The organism is Halomonas sp. C10-5 (assembly GCF_057169305.1).
The window spans coordinates 2,994,761-3,017,281 of sequence record NZ_CP175665.1; the positions used below are offsets into that span (position 1 = coordinate 2,994,761).

The 22,521-nt window shown below is 68.2% G+C and carries 20 protein-coding genes; 5 read left to right on the top strand and 15 right to left on the bottom strand.

What is annotated here, in order from left to right; translation table 11 throughout:
* Positions 1-259: 259 nt before the first annotated feature.
* From thrC to ffh, 9 genes are all read right to left on the bottom strand, one after another.
* Positions 260-1,648 carry a threonine synthase gene (thrC, locus tag ACJ7IV_RS13955; protein WP_483864893.1) on the bottom strand — a complete coding sequence of 463 codons (1,389 nt, stop codon included), beginning with the start codon at positions 1,646-1,648 and terminating at the stop codon, positions 260-262.
* Positions 1,649-1,651: 3 nt separating this feature from the next.
* Positions 1,652-2,968, bottom strand: coding sequence for a homoserine dehydrogenase (locus ACJ7IV_RS13960; protein ID WP_483864894.1), 1,317 nt, complete (start codon positions 2,966-2,968; stop codon positions 1,652-1,654).
* Positions 2,969-3,107: 139 nt separating this feature from the next.
* Entirely contained in the window at positions 3,108-3,848 is a 741-nt protein-coding gene (locus tag ACJ7IV_RS13965; protein WP_483864895.1) for a DsbC family protein, read from the bottom strand.
* 3 nt (positions 3,849-3,851) lie between these two features.
* Positions 3,852-4,751 carry a site-specific tyrosine recombinase XerD gene (xerD, locus tag ACJ7IV_RS13970; protein WP_483864896.1) on the bottom strand — a complete coding sequence of 300 codons (900 nt, stop codon included), beginning with the start codon at positions 4,749-4,751 and terminating at the stop codon, positions 3,852-3,854.
* A gap of 118 nt (positions 4,752-4,869) precedes the next feature.
* On the bottom strand, positions 4,870-5,226 hold the full coding sequence (gene rplS, locus ACJ7IV_RS13975; RefSeq protein WP_483864897.1) for a 50S ribosomal protein L19: 357 nt from the start codon (positions 5,224-5,226) through the stop codon (positions 4,870-4,872).
* Between the two features lie 153 nt (positions 5,227-5,379).
* The gene (trmD, locus tag ACJ7IV_RS13980) at positions 5,380-6,141 is read right to left on the bottom strand and encodes a tRNA (guanosine(37)-N1)-methyltransferase TrmD (RefSeq protein WP_483866596.1); all 762 of its coding nucleotides are present in this window, start codon (positions 6,139-6,141) and stop codon (positions 5,380-5,382) included.
* Positions 6,142-6,179: 38 nt separating this feature from the next.
* Positions 6,180-6,731, bottom strand: a complete 552-nt coding sequence (rimM, locus tag ACJ7IV_RS13985; protein WP_483864898.1) for a ribosome maturation factor RimM — start codon at positions 6,729-6,731, stop codon at positions 6,180-6,182.
* Between the two features lie 38 nt (positions 6,732-6,769).
* Positions 6,770-7,018 (bottom strand): 30S ribosomal protein S16, encoded by a 249-nt coding sequence (rpsP, locus tag ACJ7IV_RS13990; RefSeq protein ID WP_161430004.1) that lies wholly within the window; start codon positions 7,016-7,018, stop codon positions 6,770-6,772.
* A 123-nt stretch (positions 7,019-7,141) separates the two neighbouring features.
* Complete coding sequence (ffh, locus tag ACJ7IV_RS13995; RefSeq protein WP_483864899.1) at positions 7,142-8,551, bottom strand: signal recognition particle protein; 1,410 nt, start codon at positions 8,549-8,551, stop codon at positions 7,142-7,144.
* A gap of 202 nt (positions 8,552-8,753) precedes the next feature.
* Between ffh and ACJ7IV_RS14000 the strand changes: the two genes are divergently transcribed.
* Positions 8,754-9,554, top strand: a complete 801-nt coding sequence (locus ACJ7IV_RS14000) for a cytochrome C assembly family protein (RefSeq protein ID WP_483864900.1) — start codon at positions 8,754-8,756, stop codon at positions 9,552-9,554.
* Between the two features lie 79 nt (positions 9,555-9,633).
* Positions 9,634-10,905, top strand: a complete 1,272-nt coding sequence (locus tag ACJ7IV_RS14005; protein ID WP_483864901.1) for an HlyC/CorC family transporter — start codon at positions 9,634-9,636, stop codon at positions 10,903-10,905.
* 15 nt (positions 10,906-10,920) lie between these two features.
* Here the strand turns inward: ACJ7IV_RS14005 and ACJ7IV_RS14010 are convergent, their stop codons facing one another.
* Entirely contained in the window at positions 10,921-11,643 is a 723-nt protein-coding gene (locus ACJ7IV_RS14010; RefSeq protein ID WP_483864902.1) for a 1-acyl-sn-glycerol-3-phosphate acyltransferase, read from the bottom strand.
* A gap of 8 nt (positions 11,644-11,651) precedes the next feature.
* The gene (locus tag ACJ7IV_RS14015) at positions 11,652-12,257 is read right to left on the bottom strand and encodes a TetR/AcrR family transcriptional regulator (protein WP_161429999.1); all 606 of its coding nucleotides are present in this window, start codon (positions 12,255-12,257) and stop codon (positions 11,652-11,654) included.
* A gap of 114 nt (positions 12,258-12,371) precedes the next feature.
* Between ACJ7IV_RS14015 and ACJ7IV_RS14020 the strand changes: the two genes are divergently transcribed.
* Both ACJ7IV_RS14020 and ACJ7IV_RS14025 read left to right on the top strand, forming a co-directional pair.
* Positions 12,372-13,061, top strand: coding sequence for an SOS response-associated peptidase (locus ACJ7IV_RS14020; protein ID WP_483864903.1), 690 nt, complete (start codon positions 12,372-12,374; stop codon positions 13,059-13,061).
* Positions 13,058-15,901 carry an insulinase family protein gene (locus ACJ7IV_RS14025; RefSeq protein ID WP_483864904.1) on the top strand — a complete coding sequence of 948 codons (2,844 nt, stop codon included), beginning with the start codon at positions 13,058-13,060 and terminating at the stop codon, positions 15,899-15,901. Before ACJ7IV_RS14020 ends, ACJ7IV_RS14025 begins: the two co-directional genes overlap by 4 nt.
* Positions 15,902-15,975: 74 nt before the next feature.
* Here the strand turns inward: ACJ7IV_RS14025 and sbcB are convergent, their stop codons facing one another.
* The 4 genes from sbcB to minC all read right to left on the bottom strand — a co-directional run bounded on the left by sbcB (position 15,976) and on the right by minC (position 19,469).
* The gene (sbcB, locus tag ACJ7IV_RS14030) at positions 15,976-17,469 is read right to left on the bottom strand and encodes an exodeoxyribonuclease I (protein ID WP_483864905.1); all 1,494 of its coding nucleotides are present in this window, start codon (positions 17,467-17,469) and stop codon (positions 15,976-15,978) included.
* A 122-nt stretch (positions 17,470-17,591) separates the two neighbouring features.
* Positions 17,592-17,852 (bottom strand): cell division topological specificity factor MinE, encoded by a 261-nt coding sequence (gene minE, locus ACJ7IV_RS14035; protein WP_161429996.1) that lies wholly within the window; start codon positions 17,850-17,852, stop codon positions 17,592-17,594.
* Positions 17,849-18,667 (bottom strand): septum site-determining protein MinD, encoded by an 819-nt coding sequence (minD, locus tag ACJ7IV_RS14040; protein ID WP_161429995.1) that lies wholly within the window; start codon positions 18,665-18,667, stop codon positions 17,849-17,851. The genes minE and minD overlap by 4 nt, the downstream gene beginning before the upstream one ends.
* A gap of 55 nt (positions 18,668-18,722) precedes the next feature.
* Positions 18,723-19,469 carry a septum site-determining protein MinC gene (gene minC, locus ACJ7IV_RS14045; RefSeq protein WP_483864906.1) on the bottom strand — a complete coding sequence of 249 codons (747 nt, stop codon included), beginning with the start codon at positions 19,467-19,469 and terminating at the stop codon, positions 18,723-18,725.
* A 244-nt stretch (positions 19,470-19,713) separates the two neighbouring features.
* Here minC and ACJ7IV_RS14050 point away from each other — a divergent pair, with 244 nt between their 5' ends.
* Complete coding sequence (locus ACJ7IV_RS14050; protein ID WP_483864907.1) at positions 19,714-22,497, top strand: DUF349 domain-containing protein; 2,784 nt, start codon at positions 19,714-19,716, stop codon at positions 22,495-22,497.
* Positions 22,498-22,521 lie beyond the last annotated feature (24 nt).

Below are 22,521 nucleotides of genomic sequence, written 5' to 3' on the forward strand. Positions count from 1 at the left end.
GCGAGGGGCGCCGGGGACAGGCCGAAGAGGGGGTCCTATGCCAGGGGTGAGAAGCACTGCTTCGAACGGGCTGGCCATGGATGGCCAGCACTGGTCCTGCAAGCCGAGCAGGACGCGAGAGCGAAGCAGGGCATCGGTAGCGCCCAGGGATGGGTTCACAGCCCCCCCTCGCAGGCCTGTCGCCGGATCAGCCCCGAGCGGGCATCGAACTCGAGCAGCGTCCCTCGCTAGTGATGACGCTGCACTACAGGCATGAGATTCAGCGGCGATTCTCGACGACGAACTGCTGCACGGCAGAAAGCTCCGCCGGCAACACACTGTAGCGCTCCTCGCGCTCCAGTAGGTCGTCCATGTGTGGCGGCAGCGGCACGCCCGGGAAGCCCGCCTTGACCACCGCCTCGGCGAACTTGGCCGGGTGGGCGGTGGCCAGGGTGATCATCGGCACGGCGGCATCGCCCCGCTCGCGCTCCGCGGCGCGGTAGCCGGTGGCGGTGTGCGGGTCGAGGATCTCCTGGGTGCGGTGGTGCGCCTCGCGGATCACCTCGAGGATGGTGGCATCATCCACGCTGTGGCTGGCGAACTTCTTACGCAGCCTGGCCAGGGGCGCATCGGCGAGTGCCGTGGGCTCGGCCTGGAAGCGCTCGAGCAGTTCGGCCACGGCGGCGCCGTCACGCTCGTAGGCCTCGAACAGCAGCCGCTCGAAGTTGGACGACACCACGATATCCATGGAGGGCGCCAGAGTCGCCTTGAGCTCCTGCTTCGAGAAGTCGTTGGCTGCCAGGGTGCGGTGCAGGATGTCGTTGGCGTTGGTGGCGATGACGAAGCGCTCCACCGGCAGCCCCATTCGGTAGGCCATGTAGCCGGCGAAGACGTTGCCGAAGTTGGCCGAGGGCACGCAGAAGCTCACTTCGCGCTGTGGCGCACCCAGCGCCACGGCGGAGGCCACGTAGTAGACGATCTGGGCCATGATGCGCGCCCAGTTGATGGAGTTGACTGCCACCAGCCGGGTGCCATTCAGGAAGGACTGGTCGGCGAAGCTCGCCTTGACCATCGCCTGGGCGTCGTCGAAGTTGCCCTCGATGGCGATGTTGAAGACGTTGTCCGCCATCACCGTGGTCATCTGGCGGCGCTGCACCTCCGAGACCCGGTTGTGGGGGTGGAGGATGAAGATGTCGAGGTTGTCGCAGTGGCGGCAGCCCTCGATGGCGGCCGAACCGGTGTCACCGGAGGTCGCCCCCATGATCACCGCCCGCTCGCCGCGCTTCTTCAGGAAGTGGTCGAGGATGCGGCCGAGCAGCTGCAGCGCCACGTCCTTGAAGGCCAGGGTCGGGCCGTGGAAAAGCTCGAGCAGGAAGTGGTTGGCGTCGAGCTGGTTGAGGGGCACCACGGCGTCGTGGCTGAAGGTGGCGTAGGCCTCCTCGACGATGCCGCGGAAGGTCTCGTCGTCGATCTCGCCGTTGACGAAGGGCTTCATCACCCGAAAGGCGATCTCGGCATAGGAGAGCCCGGCCATGGCGGCGAGGTCGTCACGGGTGAGCGTGGGAACCTCTTCCGGCACGTAGAGGCCGCCGTCGCTGGCCATGCCGGTGAGCACGACCTCCTCGAAGGAGAGCGCGGGCGCCTGCCCGCGGGTACTGATATAGCGCATGGCTTATTCCTGCTCGTCCAGGGACTCGACGCGAATCCGGGTGACCGGGCCGGCGATATCGGCCATGGACTCGATCTGGCGGATCGCCTCGTTCATGTGCTGCTCACGGGTGCGATGGGTCATCAGGATGATCGGCACCAGCTCGCCTTCGGTGGCCTCCTTCTGGATCAGCGCCTCGATGGAGATACCCTGCTCGGAGAGGATGGTGGCCACTCGCGCCAGAACGCCGGGGCGGTCCACCGCCAGCAGCCGAAGGTAATAGGCGGTGGTGATCTCCTCCATGGGCATGATCGGCAGCTGGCTGACGTCTTCGCTGATGCCGCTGAAGGCCAGGTAGGGCACCCGGTAGTGGTGGTCGGTGGTGATATCGCGGGCCACGTCGAGCAGGTCGGCCACCACCGCAGAGGCGGTAGGCTCGGCCCCGGCGCCGGCGCCGTAGTAGAGGGTCGGCCCCACGGCGTCACCCATCACGGCGATGGCGTTCTTCACGCCGTGCACATTGGCCAGCAGGCGCTCCTTGGGAATCAGCGTGGGATGCACACGCAATTCCAGCCCCTGCTCGGTGCGCTTGGAGATACCCAGATGCTTGATCACATAGCCCAGGTTATCGGCCTGTTCCACGTCCTGGGCGGTAACCCGGGAGATGCCTTCGGTATAGGCCTTCTCGAACTGCAGCGGCACGCCGTAGGCGATGGAGGCGAGGATGGTCAGCTTGTGAGCGGCATCGATGCCCTCGACGTCGAAGGTCGGATCGGCCTCGGCGTAGCCCAGCGCCTGGGCCTCGGCCAGCACATCGTCGAAGGCCCGGCCCTCGTCGCGCATATGGGTGAGGATGTAGTTGCCGGTGCCGTTGATGATGCCGGCCACCCATTCAATGCGGTTGGCACCGAGGCCCTCGCGCAGCGACTTGATCACCGGGATGCCCCCGGCCACGGCGGCCTCGAAGGCCACGATCACACCCTTCTCGTGGGCCGCCGCGAAGATCTCGTTGCCGTGCACGGCGATCAGCGCCTTGTTGGCGGTGACCACGTGCTTGCCGTTTGCAATGGCGGCGAGTACCAGCTCACGGGCCACGTCATAACCGCCGATCAGCTCCACCAGCACGTCGATATCGGGGTTGCTGGCCACCTCGAAGACGTCGGCGGTGGTGTTGATGCCGGTAAGGTCGCACTCGGGGTTGGGGGTGCGATAGGCGACCTGCTCGATGGCGATCGGTCGCCCGGCTCGCCGGGCGATATCCTCGGCGTTGCGCGTCAGCACGTTGAAGGTTCCGCCGCCGACGGTCCCCAGCCCACAGATTCCTACTCTCACCGGTTTCAATGTATTGCTCCTGCTCGCGTGTTCCGAGTTCGTTGTATGGCGTGTCGTGTCCAGGCGTGTCGATGACGCCGCCGGGGCGAGTGTAACCCCGCCCCGGGGCGTCTGATCATTCATGCGTACGCCGCTGATGGTCTGCGCCCTACTCGTCGAGCCCCAGCATGGCGGCCAAGCGCTCGGCGGGCACGTAGCCCGGCACCAGGCGGCCGTCGGGGAGCACGATGGCTGGCGTCCCCTGGACGCCCAGTTCCAGCCCCAGATGATACTGCGACTCGACCGGATTGTCGCAGTCTGCGGGGGCCGAAAGCGAATCACCCCGCTTGGCGGCGCTCATCGCCTCGGCGGGATTGTCGGCACACCACACCTGCTGCATGTCACGTGCGCCCTGGGCATTCATGCCACTGCGCGGGAAGGCCAGGTAGTGCACCTCGATACCCAGCTCATTGAGCCGCGGCACCTCCTCGTGGAGCTGCCGGCAGTAGGGGCAGGTGGTATCGGTGAACACCATCACCCTGGCGTCGCTCTGCGGCCCGCGGAAGATGATGCGCTCCGACTCCGGCACCTGCTCCAGCCGCGCGGCGCGCTCGGTGTTGCGCCCCTCCTCGGTCAGGTTGACCAGGCCCTGGTCGCCATTGCGGTAGAGGTCACCGACCAGGAAGTGCTCGCCCTCGGCGTCGCTGTAGAAGCGCTCACCGGTCTCCAGGCGCACCTCGAAGAGACCGTCCATCGGCGCCTCGCGCACGCTCTGCACCGGCATCGACTGGCCGTTGACCGAGAGCCGCTCGGCGAGGCGCTCGGCACCGTCCTGCTGGGCGAGGGCTGGCGAGCTCGCCAGCGGCGCGGCCAGCAGGCCGAGAAGAAGGATCCGGGAAAGGGTCGTCATGGTTCATCCTCGTGGGTGATGGGCGGCGTGCAGGCGCTCCAGACGCGCCTGGGCCACATGGGTATAGATCTGGGTGGTGGAGAGGTCACTGTGACCGAGCAGCATCTGTACGACACGCAGATTGGCCCCATGATTCAACAGATGGGTGGCGAAGGCGTGGCGCAGGGTATGCGGCGACAGCGAGCGCTCGATACCGGCCACCCGGGCATGATGCTTGATACGGTACCAGAAGGCCTGGCGGGTCAATGGACGATCATCGCGCCCCGGGAAGAGCGCGGGCCGGGTGGCGTCGCGCATCAGCGTCCCGCGGGCGGTGCGCAGGTAGCGCGAGACCCAGTCGACGGCCTCCTCACCCAGCGGCACCAGGCGATCCTTGTCTCCCTTGCCGCGCACCCTGACCACCCCCTGGCGCAGGTTCACGGCATCGGTGGTCAGCCCCACCAGCTCCGAGACACGCAGCCCCGCTCCGTAGAGCACCTCCAGCATGGTGCGGTCGCGCAGCCCCAGGTCGGTTGTGATATCCGGCGCGGCGATCAGCCGCTCCACCTCGACCTCCTCCAGGGTCTCCGGCAGGCTGGGGCGCACCCGCGGCAGGCGAATCTCAGCCAGCGGATCGCGCTCGATACGCCCCGTCTCCAGCGCCCAGCGGTAGAAGCGACGCAGGCTTGAGAGCAGCCGGGCGTTGCTGCGCAGTTGGTAGCCGGCCGCACGCCGCTCATCGAGCCAGGTCGGCAGGCTTGCGGGAGCCGGCGTGACCAGAGTCTCGCCACCCTCGGCGAGACGCGCCGCCCAGGCAGCCAGGTCACGACGGTAGGCGGCCAGCGTATGCTCGCTCACCCCCTGCTCGAGCCACAGGGCGTCGAGGAAGGCGTCGATGGCGATACTGTCGTCGGACGCGCTCATGGCAGGCTCCGGTGGGCAGCCCCCGGATGCAAGGAAACCCCGCCCCGCGGGTGCGGTGACGGGGTTTCTCGGTCGAGCCGGGGCTGGGCCCCGGCTCGAGGGCTGCGAGGGCTCGGCCTCAGACCAGCTTTTCCTTGATGCGAGCGGACTTGCCGCTGCGCTCGCGGAGGTAGTAGAGCTTGGCCTGGCGCACGTCGCCACGACGCTTGACGCTGATGGAGTCGACCAGCGGGCTGTAGGTCTGGAAGGTACGCTCGACGCCGACACCGTGGGAGATCTTGCGCACGGTGAAGGCGGAGTTCAGGCCGCGGTTGCGCTTGCCGATCACCACGCCTTCGAAGGCCTGGAGACGCTCGCGGTTGCCTTCCTTGACCTTGACCTGGACGACGACGGTGTCGCCGGGGGCGAAGGCCGGAACTTCCTTGCTCATCTGCTCGGCTTCGAGCGCCTGGATCACCTTGTTCTTGCTGCTCATGACAATGACTCCTTGATAACTTGATTCAGCGGTCGCTTGGCTTGCCGGTGAATCGTGATCCCGGCGCTCGAACGAACTCGAGAGCGCGGGAGATAATGGGTGACGCGGGGCCACGAGCTCGGCGGCTCGGGTGTCCCGCACCTCCGCCCTGCCCTATCTGGCGAGCAGCGCGTGTTCCTCGAGGTACTCCCGAAGCAGCTCGCGCTGCTCCTTGCTCAACTCCCTGCCTTCCAGCAGGTCGGGACGCCGCTGCCAGGTACGCCCCAGGGACTGCTTCAGCCGCCAGCGCCGGATGGCGCCGTGATTGCCGCTGAGCAGGACTTCCGGCACCTGCCGCCCGTCGATCACCTCCGGGCGGGTGTAGTGCGGGCAGTCCAGCAGCCCGTCGTTGAAGGAGTCCTCGACCGCGGAATCCTGATGGCCCAGCACTCCGGGCACCAGCCTTGCCGCGGCATCGATCAGCACCATGGCCGGCAGCTCGCCGCCACTCAGCACGTAGTCGCCGATCGACCACTCCTCATCGATGTCGCTCTCCACCACGCGTTCATCGATGCCTTCGTAACGCCCGGCCACCACCACCAAGGGTGGTCCGGCAGCCAGTTCCTGCGCGCCGGCCTGGTCGAGCCGCCGACCCTGGGGCGAAAGATAGATCACCCTGGGACGCTGCCCGGTGGCCTGCTCGGCCCTGGCCCTGGCGGCGTGGATCGCCGCGCGCAAGGTATCGACCTTCATCAGCATCCCCGGCCCGCCACCGTAGGGGCGGTCGTCGACGGTGCGATGCCGGTCGCTGGCGTAGTCGCGCGGGTTCCAGATCTCCAGCGCGATACGTCCGTTGTCCACTGCCCGACCGGTGACGCCGTGGCGGGTTATCGCCTCGAACATCTCCGGAAACAGCGAGACGACGCCGATCCACATGTCGGGCACCGACTCGACCGGGGTCGGTTCGGATTCCGTCAAAATTCGGGATCCCAGTCGACAGTCATCACGCCAGCATCGAGGTCGACCTCGAGGATCACCTCCTCGGGCAGGAACGGCAGCAGCCGCTCGCGGGCGTCGATGGCGTCCGCCTCGAGACTCCCCTTCACGACCATGACGTCGTTGGCGCCGGTCTCGAAGAGGTGGTCGATGCGTCCCAGCACGCTGCCCTCGCGGGTCACGACCCGCAGGCCTTCCAGTTCGTGCCAGTAGAAGTCGTCGCCGGTCAGTTCGGGCAACTCGGCCTTGGGCATCACGATCTCCGCACCGGCCAGCGCTTCGGCGGCCTCGCGGCTATCACACCCCTCCAGCCGGGCCACCAGGCTCTTGCCATGGCGGCGCCCCTGCACCAGGCGGCGACGCTCGAGCGTCTCATCGTGACGCACTACCCACTCGGAGTAGTCGAGGATGCCCTCCATGGGGCTGGTGTACGAGTACACCCTGAGCCAGCCCTTCACGCCATAGGGGCTGGTCAGCTTTCCCAGCACCACATGATCGTCGGCGGGCTGAGCCTTGGCGGATTCGCTCATCGACGACCTCGGAACCGAGATAACCATCGCATCAGGCCTCAGGCCTGCTTGCGAGCTTCCTTGACCAGCTCGGCGACGCGGCCGGAGAGCTGGGCACCCTGGCTCTGCCAGTGGGCAATACGGTCGAGGTCGATCCGCAGACGCTCTTCCTGGCCGCGGGCGACCGGGTTGAAGAAGCCGAGACGCTCGATGAAGCGGCCGTCGCGGGCGTTGCGGGAATCGGTAACGGTCAGGTGGTAGAAGGGACGCTTCTTGGCGCCACCACGAGCCAGACGAATGGTAACCATGGCCTAGTCAGTCCTTCGGTTGAGTTGGATTCGGTCACGACGATGACCGCGCCATTCGCGGTCCTGCCAGTGAAGACGCAGCATTCTACGGAAAACAGCCCCGCTTGGGAACCTTTTTCGGGCTTATCGCCAGGGCTTGCCGCCCGGGCCACCCATTCCGCCCATGCCACCGGGGCCTCCCAGGCCGCCGCCACCCATCATGCCGGACATGCCGCGCATCATGTTCTGCATGCCGCCCTTCTTGCCCGCCTTCTTCATCATCTTCTGCATCTGCTTGTGCTGCTTGAGCAGGCGATTCAGGTCGGGCACCTGCAGGCCGGCGCCGGCGGCGATGCGCCGCTTGCGCGAACCGTTGATGATCTCGGGCTTGCGGCGCTCCTGGGGAGTCATGGAGTTGATCAGTGCCTCGAGCTTGCCCATCTCCTTCTCGGGGCCGGGGCCCTGAGCCATCTCGGCCATCTGCCCCATGCCCGGCAGCTTGCCCAGCAGGCCGCCCATGCCGCCCATCTTCTTGAGCTGCTGGAGCTGGTCGCGGAAGTCCTCGAGGTCGAAGCCCTGGCCCTTCTTGACCTTCTTGGCCAGCTTCTCGGCCTTGCCCTTGTCGACGGTGCGCTCGGCTTCCTCGATCAGCGACAGCACGTCGCCCATGCCGAGGATCCGCGAGGCGACACGGTCCGGGTGGAAGGGCTCCAGGGCGTCGACCTTCTCGCCCACGCCCATGAACTTGATCGGCTTGCCGGTGATATGGCGCACCGAGAGCGCGGCGCCGCCGCGGGCGTCGCCGTCGGCCTTGGTCAGGATGACGCCGGTCAGCGGCAGGGCCTCGTGGAAGGCCTTAGCGGTGTTGGCGGCGTCCTGACCGGTCATGGCGTCGACGACGAACAGCGTCTCCTGGGGCGAGACGGCTTTGTGCAGCGCCTGGATCTCCGCCATCATCGCCTCGTCGATGGCCAGGCGACCGGCGGTATCCACCAGCACCACGTCATGGAACTGGATCTTGGCGTGCCGGATCGCCGCCTCGGCGATATCGACAGGTTTCTGGTCGGAACGCGACGGGAAGAAGTCGACCTCGACCTCCTTCGCCAGGGTCTCGAGCTGATCGATGGCCGCCGGGCGATAGACGTCGGCGGAAACCACCAGCACCTTCTTCTTCTCGCGCTCGCGCAGGTAGCGCGCCAGCTTGGCCACCGAGGTGGTCTTGCCCGCACCCTGCAGGCCGGCCATCAGGACCACCGCCGGCGAGCCCTTGAGCGTCAGACCCTCATTGGCCTCGCCCATGGTCGCCTCGAGCTCCTGCTGGACGATCTTGACGAACTGCTGGCCGGGCGAGAGGCTCTTCGAGACCTCCTGACCCACGGCGCGCTCGCGCACCCGCTCGATGAAGTCCTTGACCACCGGCAGGGCGACGTCGGCTTCGAGCAGTGCCCGGCGCACCTCGCGCAGGGTATCCTTGACGTTGTCTTCGGTCAGGCGCGCCTGACCCTTGATCGACTTGAGCGTCTGCGACAGGCGCTCACTGAGATTCTGGAACATTGGCCTCTCCACATGTGCGATGGCCTGAAGGTTGCGGGCGATTATACGCGCTGTGGGCGCGACTCTCCATGCACCTGGCTTCGCGCCCCGGGACGAGGCGCCGCAGGCCACGGCCTGTGCGGCAGGCAGGGGATTGGGTATAGTAGCCGCACGCTAGTCACCCTTATGCTGTTCACTTCCACAGGCGCACGGATCGCAACCCATGCAGGCGCTCGCCCTGGCCATAATGGCCTTCCTCCTCTACATCGCCGCCGCCTCCTGGCAGGGGTTGACCCTGGCTCGACGGGTCGCACCGCAGCCGATGCTGGTGCGCGGCCTGGCATTGCTCGGCCTGCTGTGCCACCTGCCCCTGGTCGTCGGCCTGTTCGGACATGACGTCCAGGTGCTGCCGGGGCTCTATGCCAGCATGGTGCTGATCAGCGCCATGGTGGTGGCGATGCTGCTGGCAATCAGCCTGCTCAAGCCGGTACTGGATGCCGCGACGGGCATCCTGCCGCTGGCGGGAATCGCGCTGTTGCTGGCCGCAACGGTACCGGCGGCACCGCCCTCCGAGGACCTGCCACTCGGCGTGACACTCCACGCCATCAGCTCCCTGCTGGGGTTTGCGATACTCGCCATTGCCGCCGTGCAGGCCGTGCTGCTGGGCCTGCAGAATCACGCCCTGCGCCATCACCAGATCCGCGGCATCGTCCAGGCCCTCCCCCCGCTCACCTCCATGGAGCGCCTGCTCTTCGAACTGATCTGGGCCGGCATGGGCATGCTGACCCTGGCGATCATCAGCGGCTTCGCGTTCCTCGACAACATGTTCGCCCAGCACCTCGCCCACAAGACGATCCTCTCCCTGGCCGCCTGGGTGATCTTCGCGATACTGCTGTTCAGCCATCACCGGCTGGGCTGGCGCGGCATGCGTGCCGTGCGCTGGACCCTGGGAGGCTGCGCGGTACTGCTGGTGGCCTACTTCGGCAGCCGCTTCGTGTTGGAAGTGTTGCTCAGCCGCGGCTGAGCGGGCCTCCCGCCGCCTTGACACCGCGCGCCCACCTCCCGTCAAATCGAGCCTGACCCGCGACCGAGGACCCTTCGACTTGAGCGACGACTTCCCACTGGGATTGCTGTTCGGCCTGCTGTTCCTGCTTATCTGCCTGTCTGCCTTCTTCTCGAGCTCCGAGACCGGCATGATGTCGATCAACCGCTACCGCCTCAGCCACCGGGTCAACAGCGGCGAGGCGCGCGCCCAGCGGGTCGCCCGACTGCTGTCGCGCCCCGACCGGCTGATCGGCGTGATCCTGATCGGCAACAACTTCGTCAACAACCTGGCAGCCTCAATCGCCACCATCATCGCCATTCACTTCCTCGGCGACGTCACCGGCCCGGCCGTGGCCACCGCCGTACTGACCATCACCATCCTGATCTTCGCCGAGGTCACCCCGAAGACCTATGCGGCAGTGAAGCCGGAGCGCATCGCCTTCCCCGCCTCGCTGGTCCTCGAACCGCTGCTCAAGTTGCTCTATCCGCTGGTATGGCTGGTCAACGTAATCTCCAATGGCCTGCTGCGCCTGATCGGCGTGCGCAACATCGATGGCGACGGCGACAACCTGACCCGCGACGAGCTGCGCACCGTGGTCCATGAGGCGGGGACCCTGATCCCCCAGCGCCACCAGACGATGCTGCTCTCGATCCTCGACCTCGAGAACGTCACCGTGAACGACATCATGGTCCCGCGCCATGAGGTGGTCGGCATCAACCTCGACGACGGGCTCGAGGAGATCCTCACCCAGATCCGCACCAGCCAGCACACCCGGCTGCCGGTCTACAAGGGGGACATCAACAACATCATCGGCATGCTGCACCTGCGCAACGCGGCACGCTTCCTGTCCCGCAGCGAGGTGACCAAGGCGGCCATCGTCCAGGAGGCACGGGAACCCTACTTCATTCCCGAATCCACCCCGCTGCACACCCAGTTGCTCAACTTCCAGAAGCAGAAACGCCGCATCGGCATCGTGGTGGACGAGTATGGCGATGTGGAGGGGCTGGTGACGCTGGAGGACATCCTCGAGGAGATCGTCGGCGAGTTCACCACCGACGTGGCGGGCATGGAGGAGGAGATCCATCGCCAGGAGGACGGCAGCGTGGTGATCGAGGGCACCGCCAATATCCGCGACGTCAACAAGTCGCTGGGCTGGCAGCTGCCCACCGATGGCCCCAAGACGCTCAACGGCCTGATCCTCGAGCACCTGGAGGCGTTTCCGGAGGGCCCCGTCTCGCTGCAGGTGGGTGGCGTACGCATGGAGATCCAGGAGGTCCGCGACAACCTGATCACCGAGGCCCGCTGCTGGCCGGCACCACGACGGCGCTGAGCCGGGAGCCCAGGCTCAGTGCCGCTGGACCTGCTGTTCGGCTAGCGGCTGGGTCCAGGCATCCCCTTCGCACTTGAGCTCGCTTACCCGGGCCTGCAGGTGGCGCCGGGTGGCCGCACCCGGCGAGAGCGGCTCGCCGAGCCGCAACATCACCCGGGCGCGGAAGCGGCGTGGTCGCCCGCTCAGGGCGCGGCCGTGGCAGTGGGAGGTCCACGATCCCCACAACCCGGAGAGGCCCGCCGGAATCACCGGCACCGGGTCACGGGCGAGGATCAGCTCAAGGCCACGGCGAAACTCCTGCACCTCGCCATCCCGTGTCAGCCGCCCCTCGGGAAACAGCATCACCACCTCACCATCGCGCAGCGCACGACTCACCTCATCCAGCGCTCGGCGCAGGCTACCCGTGTCGCAGCGCTCCGACTCCACGGGAATTGCACCCACCAGGCGGAACAGCCAGTTGAGCCAGGGTGAGTCATAGATCGGCTTGTCCATCAGGAAACGCAAAGGCCGCGGGCTGGCGCCCCCCATCACCAGCGCATCCATGAAGCTGACGTGATTGCATACCACCAGGGCGGCCCCGCGCCTGGGCAGATGCTCGACCCCCACCCGGCGCAGCCGGTAGACCAGGCGAACCAGCAGGTAGACCAGCAGGCGGACCGCCGGGCGCGGCGCCTGCTTGACCCGCCAGGCGAACCACAGTGCCACACAGGCGACCAGGGACCAGATCAGCGCCGTCAACGGACCTCCTACCTGGCTCGCAGGCCGGCGAGGATGGTTCCCAGCAGCTGGTCGAGCAGCTCACCCACCTCCAGCTGCTGGCCCTGCCAGTAGCCCAGGCGCTCGTTGAGGCCCAGCAGCACCAGGCCATGCACGCTGCCCCACAGGGTGCGCCCCAGGCGGCGCGCCTCGAGGTCATCGAGGGCCGGCTGATACTCCTTGAGGGTGGCCTCGACACGGCGGAAGAGCGCCTCGATCATCTCGGTCTGACGCTGATCCAGCTCACCTTCCTGGGCCAGCGGGAAGTCGAACAGCAGCTGCCAGCGGTAGGCCTCGCGCTGGGCAAACTGCCAGTAGGCACGAGCCAGGGCACGCAGCCGCTCCTCCGGGGTGGCCTGGCTGGTCAGCGGCTCGATCACCTCGCGCAGGTGGCCGAGGGTCTCGATATTGACGTGCTGCAGCAGGTTATGAAAGCTGCCATAGAGCTTGAGCAGGGTGCTGGGAGCGCACCCCACCTCGCGCGCCAGGGCACGCAGGGACAGGCTGTGTACCGGATTGTCCTGCAACCAGGCGTCGCACGCCGCCATGACCTGGGCATGAAGTGCCTCGGGAGCATGCTGTCTGGGACGAGCCATCGAGTTCCTCGCGAGCCGGAGCGGGCAGTTGCGTGAAGGACCCCAAGGATAGCGCACATCGAACACTGTTTTCGATAGCTGTGTTACCCTGACGCACCCAGACCCGGAGCTCCCATGGCCGGCCGACTGCATATCGCACCGATCGACTTCAGCCAGCTGCTGCCCGACCTGGTGATGGACATGCCCCAGGTGACCAGTGCCAACCTGGCACCCCGCCGCATGCTCTCGGGCATTCGCCTGGAGGCCGGCCGGCTGCACCTGGTACGGCTGTTCTGGGGGCTGACGCCGCCCTGGCTCACGGTACTGGACCACGCCCCCCACTGCGCACGGGCGGAGTCGCTGGCCGAGCGCCGCATGTTTCGCGATGCCTTCCAGGCCCGGCGCTGCCTGGTTCCGGCCACCGGTATCTATGTCTGGAAATCCCAGCCGCGCGCCAAGCAACCCTTCCTGGTCACCCGGGTCGACCGCGGCCCGCTGCTGCTGGCCGCCCTCTGGTGCCGCTTCCACACCAGCCTCGCCGAGCACACCGATTCCCTGGCGCTGATCACGGTGCCGACCAACGCCCTGCTGGCGCCGCTCGGCGACCGCCTGCCGGCGGTCATCCCTTCCGATGACGCACGACGCTGGCTCGACCCGCAGACGCCGGTCGAGAGCGCCCAGGCCCTGCTGGCCGCGGCACCACGGGAACTCCTCGGCGCTTTCCCGGTATCAAGACGTGTGAACAACCCGGCGAACCAGGAGGCGGCCTGCGCCCATCCGGTAGGCCCCATGCTACGCCACCAGAACCCCCTGGAGAGACGATGACCCGCGCCCAGCCCCTCGCGCCGCTAATGCGGCTGCTGCCCCTTTGCCTGCTCGCCCTGCTGGCGCTCGCCGCCCCGACCCGGGCCGAGAGCATCGACGAGGTGGCCGATGCCACCACGCCCCGCGTCAGCCCCCACGACGAGCGCGACTATCGTGTGGTGACCCTGGAGAATGGCCTCACCGCCCTGCTGGTCAGCGACCCCGAGGCCGACAAGGCGGCGGTATCCCTCAACGTCTCGGTGGGCAGCGCCCAGGATCCCGAGGACCTGGCCGGCCTCGCCCACTTCCTCGAGCACATGCTGTTTCTGGGCACCGAGTCCTACCCCGAGGCGGACGCCTACCAGGGCTACCTGACCCGCCACGGCGGCAGCCACAACGCCTTCACCGCGCCCCAGGACACCAACTACTTCTTCGATATCGAGCCGGACGCCCTGGAGGGCGCCCTGGACCGCTTCAGCCAGTTCTTCATCGCCCCGCTGTTCAACGCCGACCGCCTGGAGAGCGAGCGCAACGTGGTGCATTCCGAGTACATGGCACGCATCCGCGACGAGGGGCGACGCGAGAACGACGTGCTCGACCGCGTGCTGAACCCGGAACACCCCTTTACCGGCTTCTCGGTCGGCAGCCGCGAGACCCTGGCCGACCGCCCCGAGGGCGAACCCGACCTGCGTGAGCGCGTCATCGACTTCTACGAGTCGTACTATGGCCCCAATGTCATGCATCTGGCGGTGGTGGCCCCCCAGCCCTTGGACGAGCTGGAAAAGCTGTTCGCCGAGCGCTTCGCCACGGTGCCCGATCGCGGCCTCGAGCGCCCCGAGATAGCCACCCCGCTGGCCCTGCCGGAGTCGCTGCCCCGGCGGGTCGCCGTGCAGTCACTGCGCGACAGCCGCCAGCTGCGCTTCTTCTTCCCGGTACCCGACCCCGTCGCCGAGTACCGCCACAAGCCCGCCGACCTGATCGCCCACCTGCTGGGACATGAGGGCGAGGGCAGCCTGCTCGCCGCCCTGCGCGAGGCGGGCTGGGCCGACGGTCTCTCCGCCGGGGTCTCCCGGGGCGATGGCCGGCATGCCCTGTTCACCGTCAGCCTCAGCCTGACCCCGGAGGGCGCCGAGCAGCGCGACGCCATCGAGGACAGCCTGTTCGCCGCCATCGAGACGATCCGCGAGGCCGGCCCCGAGGCGTGGCGCTATGAGCAGCAGGCGCGCCTGGCCGAGCAGAGCTTCCAGTTCCAGCAGCACGGCTCGCCCCTGCAGGACGCCATGCGCCTGGCCATGAACCTGGCGCGCTTCCCGGTGGAGGATGTGCAGTATGCCGACTACCGCATGGACGGCTTCGACCGCGAGCGTACCCGCGGCTACCTGGCCGCCCTCACCCCCGACAACCTGATCCGCCTCTACAGCGCCCCGGACGTCGAGGGCGAGCAGACCTCGCCCTGGTTCAACGCCCCCTGGCGTGACGATACGCACAGCACCGACGGCAGGCTCCTCGACGAGCTGGCGCTGCCCGAGCCCAACCCCTATATCGCCGAGGACCTCACGCTGCTCGACGCCCAGGACGAGCGCCCGAGGCAGCGGATCGACGAGCCCGCCTTCGCCTTCTGGCACATGGCCGACGCCAGCTTCGACACGCCCAAGGCGGAGTGGCGTTTCAGCCTGCAGCACCCGCGTGCCGCCGAGGCGCCCCGCGCCGCGGTGCTGGCCCGACTGCTGGCCGGCTGGCTGGAGGATAGCCTGAACGAGGCGCTCTACCCGGCACGGCTGGCCGGCCAGGGGGTCGATGCCTATGCCCACGCCCGGGGCATCACCCTGGCCTTCTCCGGCTGGCGCGACCGCCAGGAGGTGGTGATGGAGCGGGTGATCGAGCAGCTGCAGGAGGGCGAGATCGCCCCGGCCACCTTCGAGCGAGTGCGCTACCGCCTGCAGCGCGAGTGGCGCAATGCCCCCCAGGACCCGCTGCACCGCCAGGCCAACCGCACCCTGGCCGAGGCCCTGGTGCGTCCCCAGTGGCCCAGCGCGGCATTGCTCGAGGAAAGCGAGGGCCTGACGACCGAGGACCTGCGCGACTTCCGCGATGCCTTCCTCGGCGAGCTGCGTCTGGAAGCCATGGCGGTGGGCAACCTCGACGCCGAGCAGGCAGACACCATCGCGCGCCGGGTGGCCGAGACCCTCGCCCCGACGCTCTCCGCCGATGCGATTCCCGAGCTGGTGCCCCTGGATGCCTCCTCGGAGCTGCCCACCCTGACCCCGCACACCAGTCGCGAAGAATCGATACTGCTGCGCTACCTGCAGGGCCCGGACCGCTCGCTCTCGAGCCAGGCGCGTCTGGCGGTGCTGGGGCAGTTGATCGACACGCCCTTCTACCAGCGCCTGCGCACCGAGCAGCAGCTCGGCTACGTGGTCAACGCCGGCTACTCGCCGATGCTGGATGCCCCGGGGCTCGCCCTGATGGTGCAGTCACCCGAGACCGGGAGCGAGGCGATCGGCGAGCACGTCGACGCCTTCCTCGACGACTTCGAGGCGACCCTGGCGACGCTCGAGGAGGATGACCTGGCCGCCTATCGCCAAGCGGTGCACGCCGAGCTGACCCGACGCGACACCAGCCTGGGGGGCCGCACCGACCGCCTGTGGCGGGCCCTGGCTTACGGTGACACCGACTTCGATCGCCGCGAGCGGCTGGCCGAGCGGGTGCTCGCGGTGAGCCCCGACGAGCTGCGCCAGGCCTGGCAGGCGCTGCGCGACGCGCCGACGGTGGCGGTCGCCTTCGACCCGGGCGACGAGCCCGACGATGTGCTGGCACTGACCAAGCACCTGGCGCCGCTGCCAAAACACGATGAAGGCTGAGGCGTGAGACGCCAGGAGTGAGATGCGCCGGGGCAGGACCGCAAGGGCCTGCCCCGGCTCGTTGGCGCAGGGAGTCAGTCCGCGTCGAAGGCCTGAGGCGGCAGTATGGCTTCGACGTGCATGACCAGCTCCTCGAGGACCTGGCGATCACGATCGGTCAGCTCGACCTGGTTGAGTCGCTCGATCTCCCGGGCAAAGCCCTTGAGGGTCAGGCTCGCCACCTCGGCGTCATTCATGCGCGCCCAGCGGTCGGCCTCCCACCGGGCGAGCTCGTCGCCCTCCAGCGTCTCGGGGAAGCTGCGCGCCCGGTAACGGAACAGCATCTCCTCCAGGCGCGGGTCCTGGAAGGCAAAAGTGGCCCCCACCAGGTCCCAGGGATCGGTATCCCGCACCCGCTGCATCTGCTGGCGATCCGCCGGCGAGAAGAAGCCCCCCGAGTAGAGCATCAGGTCGGGATCTCCCGGCCCCACCGGGGGCGGCTCGGCGAACACCTCGGCGGCCCGGGAGGCCACCTCGGGGTGGCCGGCCAGGCGCTTCCAGTGGTCACGACAGGCCGCCATGTCCAGGCCCAGGCGCTCGACGATCTCGCCGTACTGTCCCTTGCGCTCCCCCGCCACGTCCTTGAGGGCGCCGGCCGGGAAGAGCACTGGGCACTTGTTGATATGAATCACCTTGAGCGGAATGCGCTCAGTACCCTCGGCGAGGTCGTCGTTGCTGACGAAGACCCGCTGGCGAATCTGCTCGGCGGAGAGCTCGAAGAGCGGCGTTGGATCCACCGAGAGGTCGTACACGATCACCCCGTTGGGGTTGGTGGGGTGCTCGGCCAGCGGCACCACCAGGGCGGCGCAGCCGCGACTGGCCGGGTAACGCCGCGAGATATGCAGCAGCGGCTTGCGCCCGGGCACATCGAGCAACTTGCCCACGGCGCGCTTGCCGCGCATCCCGAGGAGGTGGTCGAAGAGATTGGCGTTTACCTCGCGCAGGCGCCGGGCCAGGGCGATGGTGGCGCGCACATCGGCCAGGGCATCGTGGGCCCCGGCGTGCTCGATGCCGTTGGCGGCGGTGAGGTCCTCAAGGCGGAAGCTGGGGGCGCCATCCCCGCGGCGCGGCCACTCGAGCCCTTCGGGGCGCAGCGCATGGAAGGCGCGAACCACGTCGATCAGGTCCCAGCGGGAGTTGCCGTTCTGCCACTCCCGGGCGTAGGGGTCAAGGAGGTTGCGGTAGAAGAGGTGGCGGCTGATCTCGTCATCGAAGCGCACGCTGTTGTAGCCCACCGAGCAGGTGCCCGGCACGCTCATCAGCGCCTCGATCTGCCCGGCGAACTGCGCCTCGGGCACCCCGCGGCGCCGCGCCTGCTGGGGGGTGATGCCGGTGACCAGGCAGGCCTGGGGATGGGGCAGGAAATCGTCGGCCGGCCGGCAGTACCAGGTGACCGGCTCACCGATCTCGTTGAACTCGGCATCGGTGCGGATAGCGGCGAACTGGGAGGGCCGGTCGCGCCGGGGATCGGCACCGAAGGTCTCGTAGTCGTGCCACAGGAAGGTCTGCGGGGCGTCAGGCGGCGCCATGGGCAAGGTCTCTCCGGCGATTCAGCATGGAGGCCACAGCCTAGCACAGCCCCGCGGCGCGCTCAGCCAGCCTGGCTCAGCCCGCAGGGCTATCGCGGCCACCAGGCTTCAGGGGCGCTGGCTCAACCCGGCGAGCCCTTGGGCAGGGTCACGTTGAGCTCCAGCACGGAGCAGTTGTCCTCGCTGTCGAGGCTGATGTTGATGGCATCGTCGTCCACCTGGACGTAGCGACGTATCACCTCCAGCAGCTCGCGCTCGAGCATCGGCATGTAATCGGGCTGCCCCCGCTGGCTGCGCTGGTGAGCCACGATGATCTGCAGCCGCTCCTTGGCGACCGACGCGGACTTCTTGCGTTCTCGCTTCAGGAATTCAAGCAGTTTCAACGACGACCTCCTCCGAACATGCGGCTCAGCAGACTCTTCTTCTGGTACTCGTGGAAGCGCAGGGGCACCTCCTCGCCGAGCAGACGCGACACGGTATCGGCGTAAGCCTGGCCGGCATCGCTATCGTTGTCGTGGGTCACCGGCACCCCCTGGTTGGACGCACGCAGTACCGCCTCGGACTCCGGGATCAGGCCGATCAGGTCGATGGCCAGGATCTCCCGGATATCCTCGAGGTTGAGCATGTCGCCGGTGTCGACCCGCATGGCATTGTAGCGGGTGATCAGCAGGTGCTGCTTGATCTCATCCTCGCCGCGCTCGGCGCGGCGGGTCTTGGAGGCCAGCAGGCCGAGGATGCGGTCGGAGTCGCGCACCGAGGAGACCTCGGGGTTGGTGACCACGATCGCCTCGTCGGCGAAGTACATGGCCAGCTGGGCGCCACGCTCGATGCCTGCCGGGGAGTCGCAGAGGATGTAGTCGAAGTCCTTGCTCAGGGTATCGAGTACCTTCTCGACCCCTTCCAGGGTCAGGGCATCCTTGTCGCGGGTCTGGGAGGCCGGGAGGATATGCAGGTTGTCCACGCGCTTGTCGCGGATCAGTGCCTGGCTCAGGCCCGCCTCTCCCTGGATGACGTTCACCAGGTCGTAGACCACGCGCCGCTCGCAGCCCATGATCAGGTCCAGGTTACGCAGTCCGACGTCGAAGTCGATGACCACGGTCTTGTTGCCGCGCAGTGCCAGGCCGGTGGCAATGGCTGCCGCACTGGTTGTCTTGCCGACGCCTCCCTTGCCGGAGGTCACAACGATGATCTTGGCCAAGAGTCGCTTCCTGTCGTGTCGTTGAAATGGATCGGGCTATCGACGGGCATGTCGCTCAGGCGAGCGAGGTAATGCCCAGCTGATCCCCGTCGAGGCGTACCTGCACCGGGGTGCCCAGCAACCGTCGGTCGATGTCCTCGAGGCGTTTGTAGTTGCCGGCCACCGAGAGCAGTTCGGCGTGGAGCTCACGGCAGAAGATGCTGGCCTGGGGATCACCATGGATCCCGGCCAGAGCGCGGCCACGCAGCGCGCCGTAGACATGCACACTGCCCGCGGCGAGCACCTCGGCGCCGGCATTCACGGCACCGACCACCACCAGATCACCGCTGGGCGAGGTAATCTGCTGCCCGGAACGTACCGTCCCGCGGAAGATGCGGCCTCCGCTGGCGACGCCCGGCGGCACCGCCAGATCGACCGACTCTTCGTCTTCCATGGCGTCACCGGCGGTGACACTCTCCAGCGGACGCGCTCGGCCGCTCTCCTGGGGCGGGAACCAGCCCAGGCCCAGGGCCCAGGCAGACTGCTTGACCGGATCGGCACCGCCACGCACGGCCACGGGCAGCAGCTTGTGGCTGCGACAAACGGCGCAGATACGCTCCAGTGCGAGATGAGGCTCGTCGAGCTTCTCCACGCTGAGCACCACCGGCGTATGCTGGAAGAAGGCTGGTGACTGGCTCATCTTGCCGGCGAGTTGATCGCGAATCTGCTCGGGATCGGCACTGGCCAGTTCCATGACCGTCATTGGCAACATGCCCCCCTTGAAGGTGAAGGCCGCGCTTTCCCTGTCCAGTTTGAGGCTCATTGCCGAACTCCAGATCGCTGTGATGAGAGTTAGAGTCAAAGCTAAGCGACTCACACCTCCCCTGCAACTCCATCATACGCGCGACACGCGCCGACTGTCAGTGTCGCCATCCGACCACAGACACTCCGTGGACCGGACTTTTCCCCAGGCGCAGCGCATGCTTAGATAGCGGGAACACGCTTGACCAACAACACTACGGGCGAGATTACCGCGGCATGCCGCGCCGCCCACCCCAGGATACCCAATGTCCGGACTCTTCCGCCGCCTCTTCGCCCCCCGCTGGCAGCACCCCGACCCCGGCGTGCGGCGCCAGGCCATCGAGCGCCTCGATCCTTCCCGCGAGGACCAGCGTCGTGCCCTGGAACGGCTGGCAGCGGATGTCGACCCGGCCGTGCGCACCGCGGCGCTTGCGCGGCTCGAAGACCCCGAAGGGCTGATCGCCCTGCTCGATGACGAGGCGCGCTCCCCGGAGCTCGAACGACGCCTAGCGGCGCTGATCTGCGGCAAGGAGGGCCAGCTTGAACTCTCGGCGCGGGTCGCCATGGTCGGCCGGCTGGAGGATGCTGCGCTGCTCGAGACGATCGCCTTCGAGGGCGACAATCAGCAGTTGCGCCTGGCGGCGATCGAGCGCCTCGAGGACGAGGAGGCATTGGTGCGCCAGGCCTGCGACAACGGCATCGCCGCGGTACGCCATGCCGCGGCGGTCAGGGTCGACAGCGACACCGGCCTGTCGCGGCTGGCGCGCGAGGCGAAACGCGACCGCCAGGTGATGCGCCAGGCCCGCGAGCGACTCAACCGCCGCCGTGCCGATGCCGCCGAGCTGGCCGCCGCCCGGGAGCGCCGCGAAACACTGGTGCGGGCACTGGAACGGCATGCCTCCGCTCCCTGGGAGCCCCTCTATGCCGGGCGCCTGCGCCACCTGATGCGCGAATGGCAGCAGCTCGAGGACACCCCCGAGGCGAGCCTCGAGCGGCGCTACCACGACGCCTGCCTGCGCTGTCGCAAGGTGATCGAGGATCACGAGGCCCAGGAGCGTGCCAATGCCGCCGCCTACCAGCATCGCGAGGATGCCCAGCAGGCCAGCGAGAGCCTGGTGGAGGCGCTGGAAGAGAGCCTCGAGGCACTCGAGCGCAGCGAGACGCTGGGGGCCCAGGATATCGACAGCCTGCGCGCACAGAAGCGACTGCTGGCCCACCGCTGGCAGGAGCTCGCCGACCATCATGTCACCGATGAAGCCCTGCGCCGGCGCTACGACGCCGCCCTGAGCCGCTTCGAGGAGATCGGCGGCGCCTGGGTGCGCCTCACTCAGCGCGCCGGCGAACTCCAACGCGCCCTCGAGGATGACGACGAGGAGCGCCTCAAGGGGTTGCTCACGGCGATCGACTGGCCCGACGACCTGGCCCCCACGCCACTGCTGGACAGGGCCCGCCAGCGACTCGAGCACCGCCCCGCCACCACCCCGGCAACTGACGCGGTATCGGCGGAGCAGTTCGAGGAGCAGCTCGATGAGCTCGAGCGCCTGCTGGAGCGCGGCGCCTTCAAGCCCGCCAGCCGCCTTTACCAGCGCCTGCGCCAACTCGCCGAGCGAGTCGATGGCGCCCGGTTCCGCCCACTGGAGGCACGCTTCAAGCGCCTTGGCGCCCGACTGGCCGAGCTGCGCGACTGGCGGGGGTTCGTGGCCGGCCCCAAGCGCGAGCAGCTGGTTGCCGGCATCGAGGCCCTGGCCGACGACGAGGCCAGCGTGGAGGCCGCCCTGGATCGCCGCCACCGTCAGCTGGTCAAGGAGTGGAAGTCACTGGGCGACGCCGCCGCCAACCGCGAACAGTCGGCCCGCTTCCGCGCCGCCTCGGATCGCATCCACGAGCGCCTGGCGGGCTGGCGGGCACGCCTGGACGCCGAGCGCGACAACAACCTGGCGACGCGTATCGCCCTATGCGAACAGCTCGAGACACTCCTCGACCATCCCGCACAGCAAGCCGACCCGGACGCCCTGCGCGAGATCCGCGATCGCGCCCGGGACCAGTGGCGCCGGGCGTCGCCGGTGCCCCGCGACCAGGCGGAGGCCATCGGACGCCGCTTCGGCGCCATCCGCCACCGGCTCCAGGCACTGATCGATCAGCGCGCCCGGGACATCGCCGAGGCCAAGCGCGAGCTGGTCGAGGAGGCACGCCAGCTGTCGGCAGAGGAGATGCCGGCGACCAGGCGTGCCGAGCAGGCCAAGACGCTGCAGCGTCGCTGGCGAGAACTGGGCCGAGCCCCCAAGGGTGAGGAGCAGGCGCTATGGCGCGAGTTCCGTGGCCTGTGTGACACCATCTTCGCCAGCCGCGAGGCGGCTCGGGATGACCGCGTGCGCCGCGACAGGGAGCGCCTTGACACCATGCAGGCGCTTGTCGACCGCATGGATGGCTGGCAGCCCACCCGACCGGAAGACGCCGAGGTGCTGGCCCGGGCCATCGACGAGGCCGCCGCGCTGGAGCCGCTTCCCGGCGGACGCCGCAGCGAAGGCATGCGCCGACGCTGGTCCGGCATCGTGCGCGCCCGGCGCGAGCGCCTCGAGCGGCTGGCGGTGGCCGACCAGGTGGACACCTGGCAGGCAGTGCGCCCCCTGCTCGAGGCTCACTTGGCGGCGGACGCCGAGAGCCTGGCCGGCAACGAGCCGCGCGAGGTGCCGCTCGCGGAGAGTCCGGCGCTCTCTGAAGACCTGCGCAGCGCCCACTTCAGGCGCAACGCCGCCCGGCAGGAGGGCGCCGCGACCGACACCGTCGAAGAGCGCCTCGCTCGCGTCCGGGTACACCTCTCGCTGCTGGCCGAGGGTAGCGTCAGCCACCGCGACGACCCACTGCGCCTGGCGATACAGGTCGAACGCCTCAACGACAATCTGGGACGCGAGCGCTCCCGAGCCAAGGAGGTGCGCGGCGTGCTGGTTGAGCTGCTGGCCATCGGCCCGGTACCGCCCGAGCTGTGGGAACGCGAGGTGGGCGAGCTGGACCATCTGCTGGAGCGGCTGTCGCGCCTTCCACCCCCCTGAAGCCCGGCATCCGAGCCCCGAAAC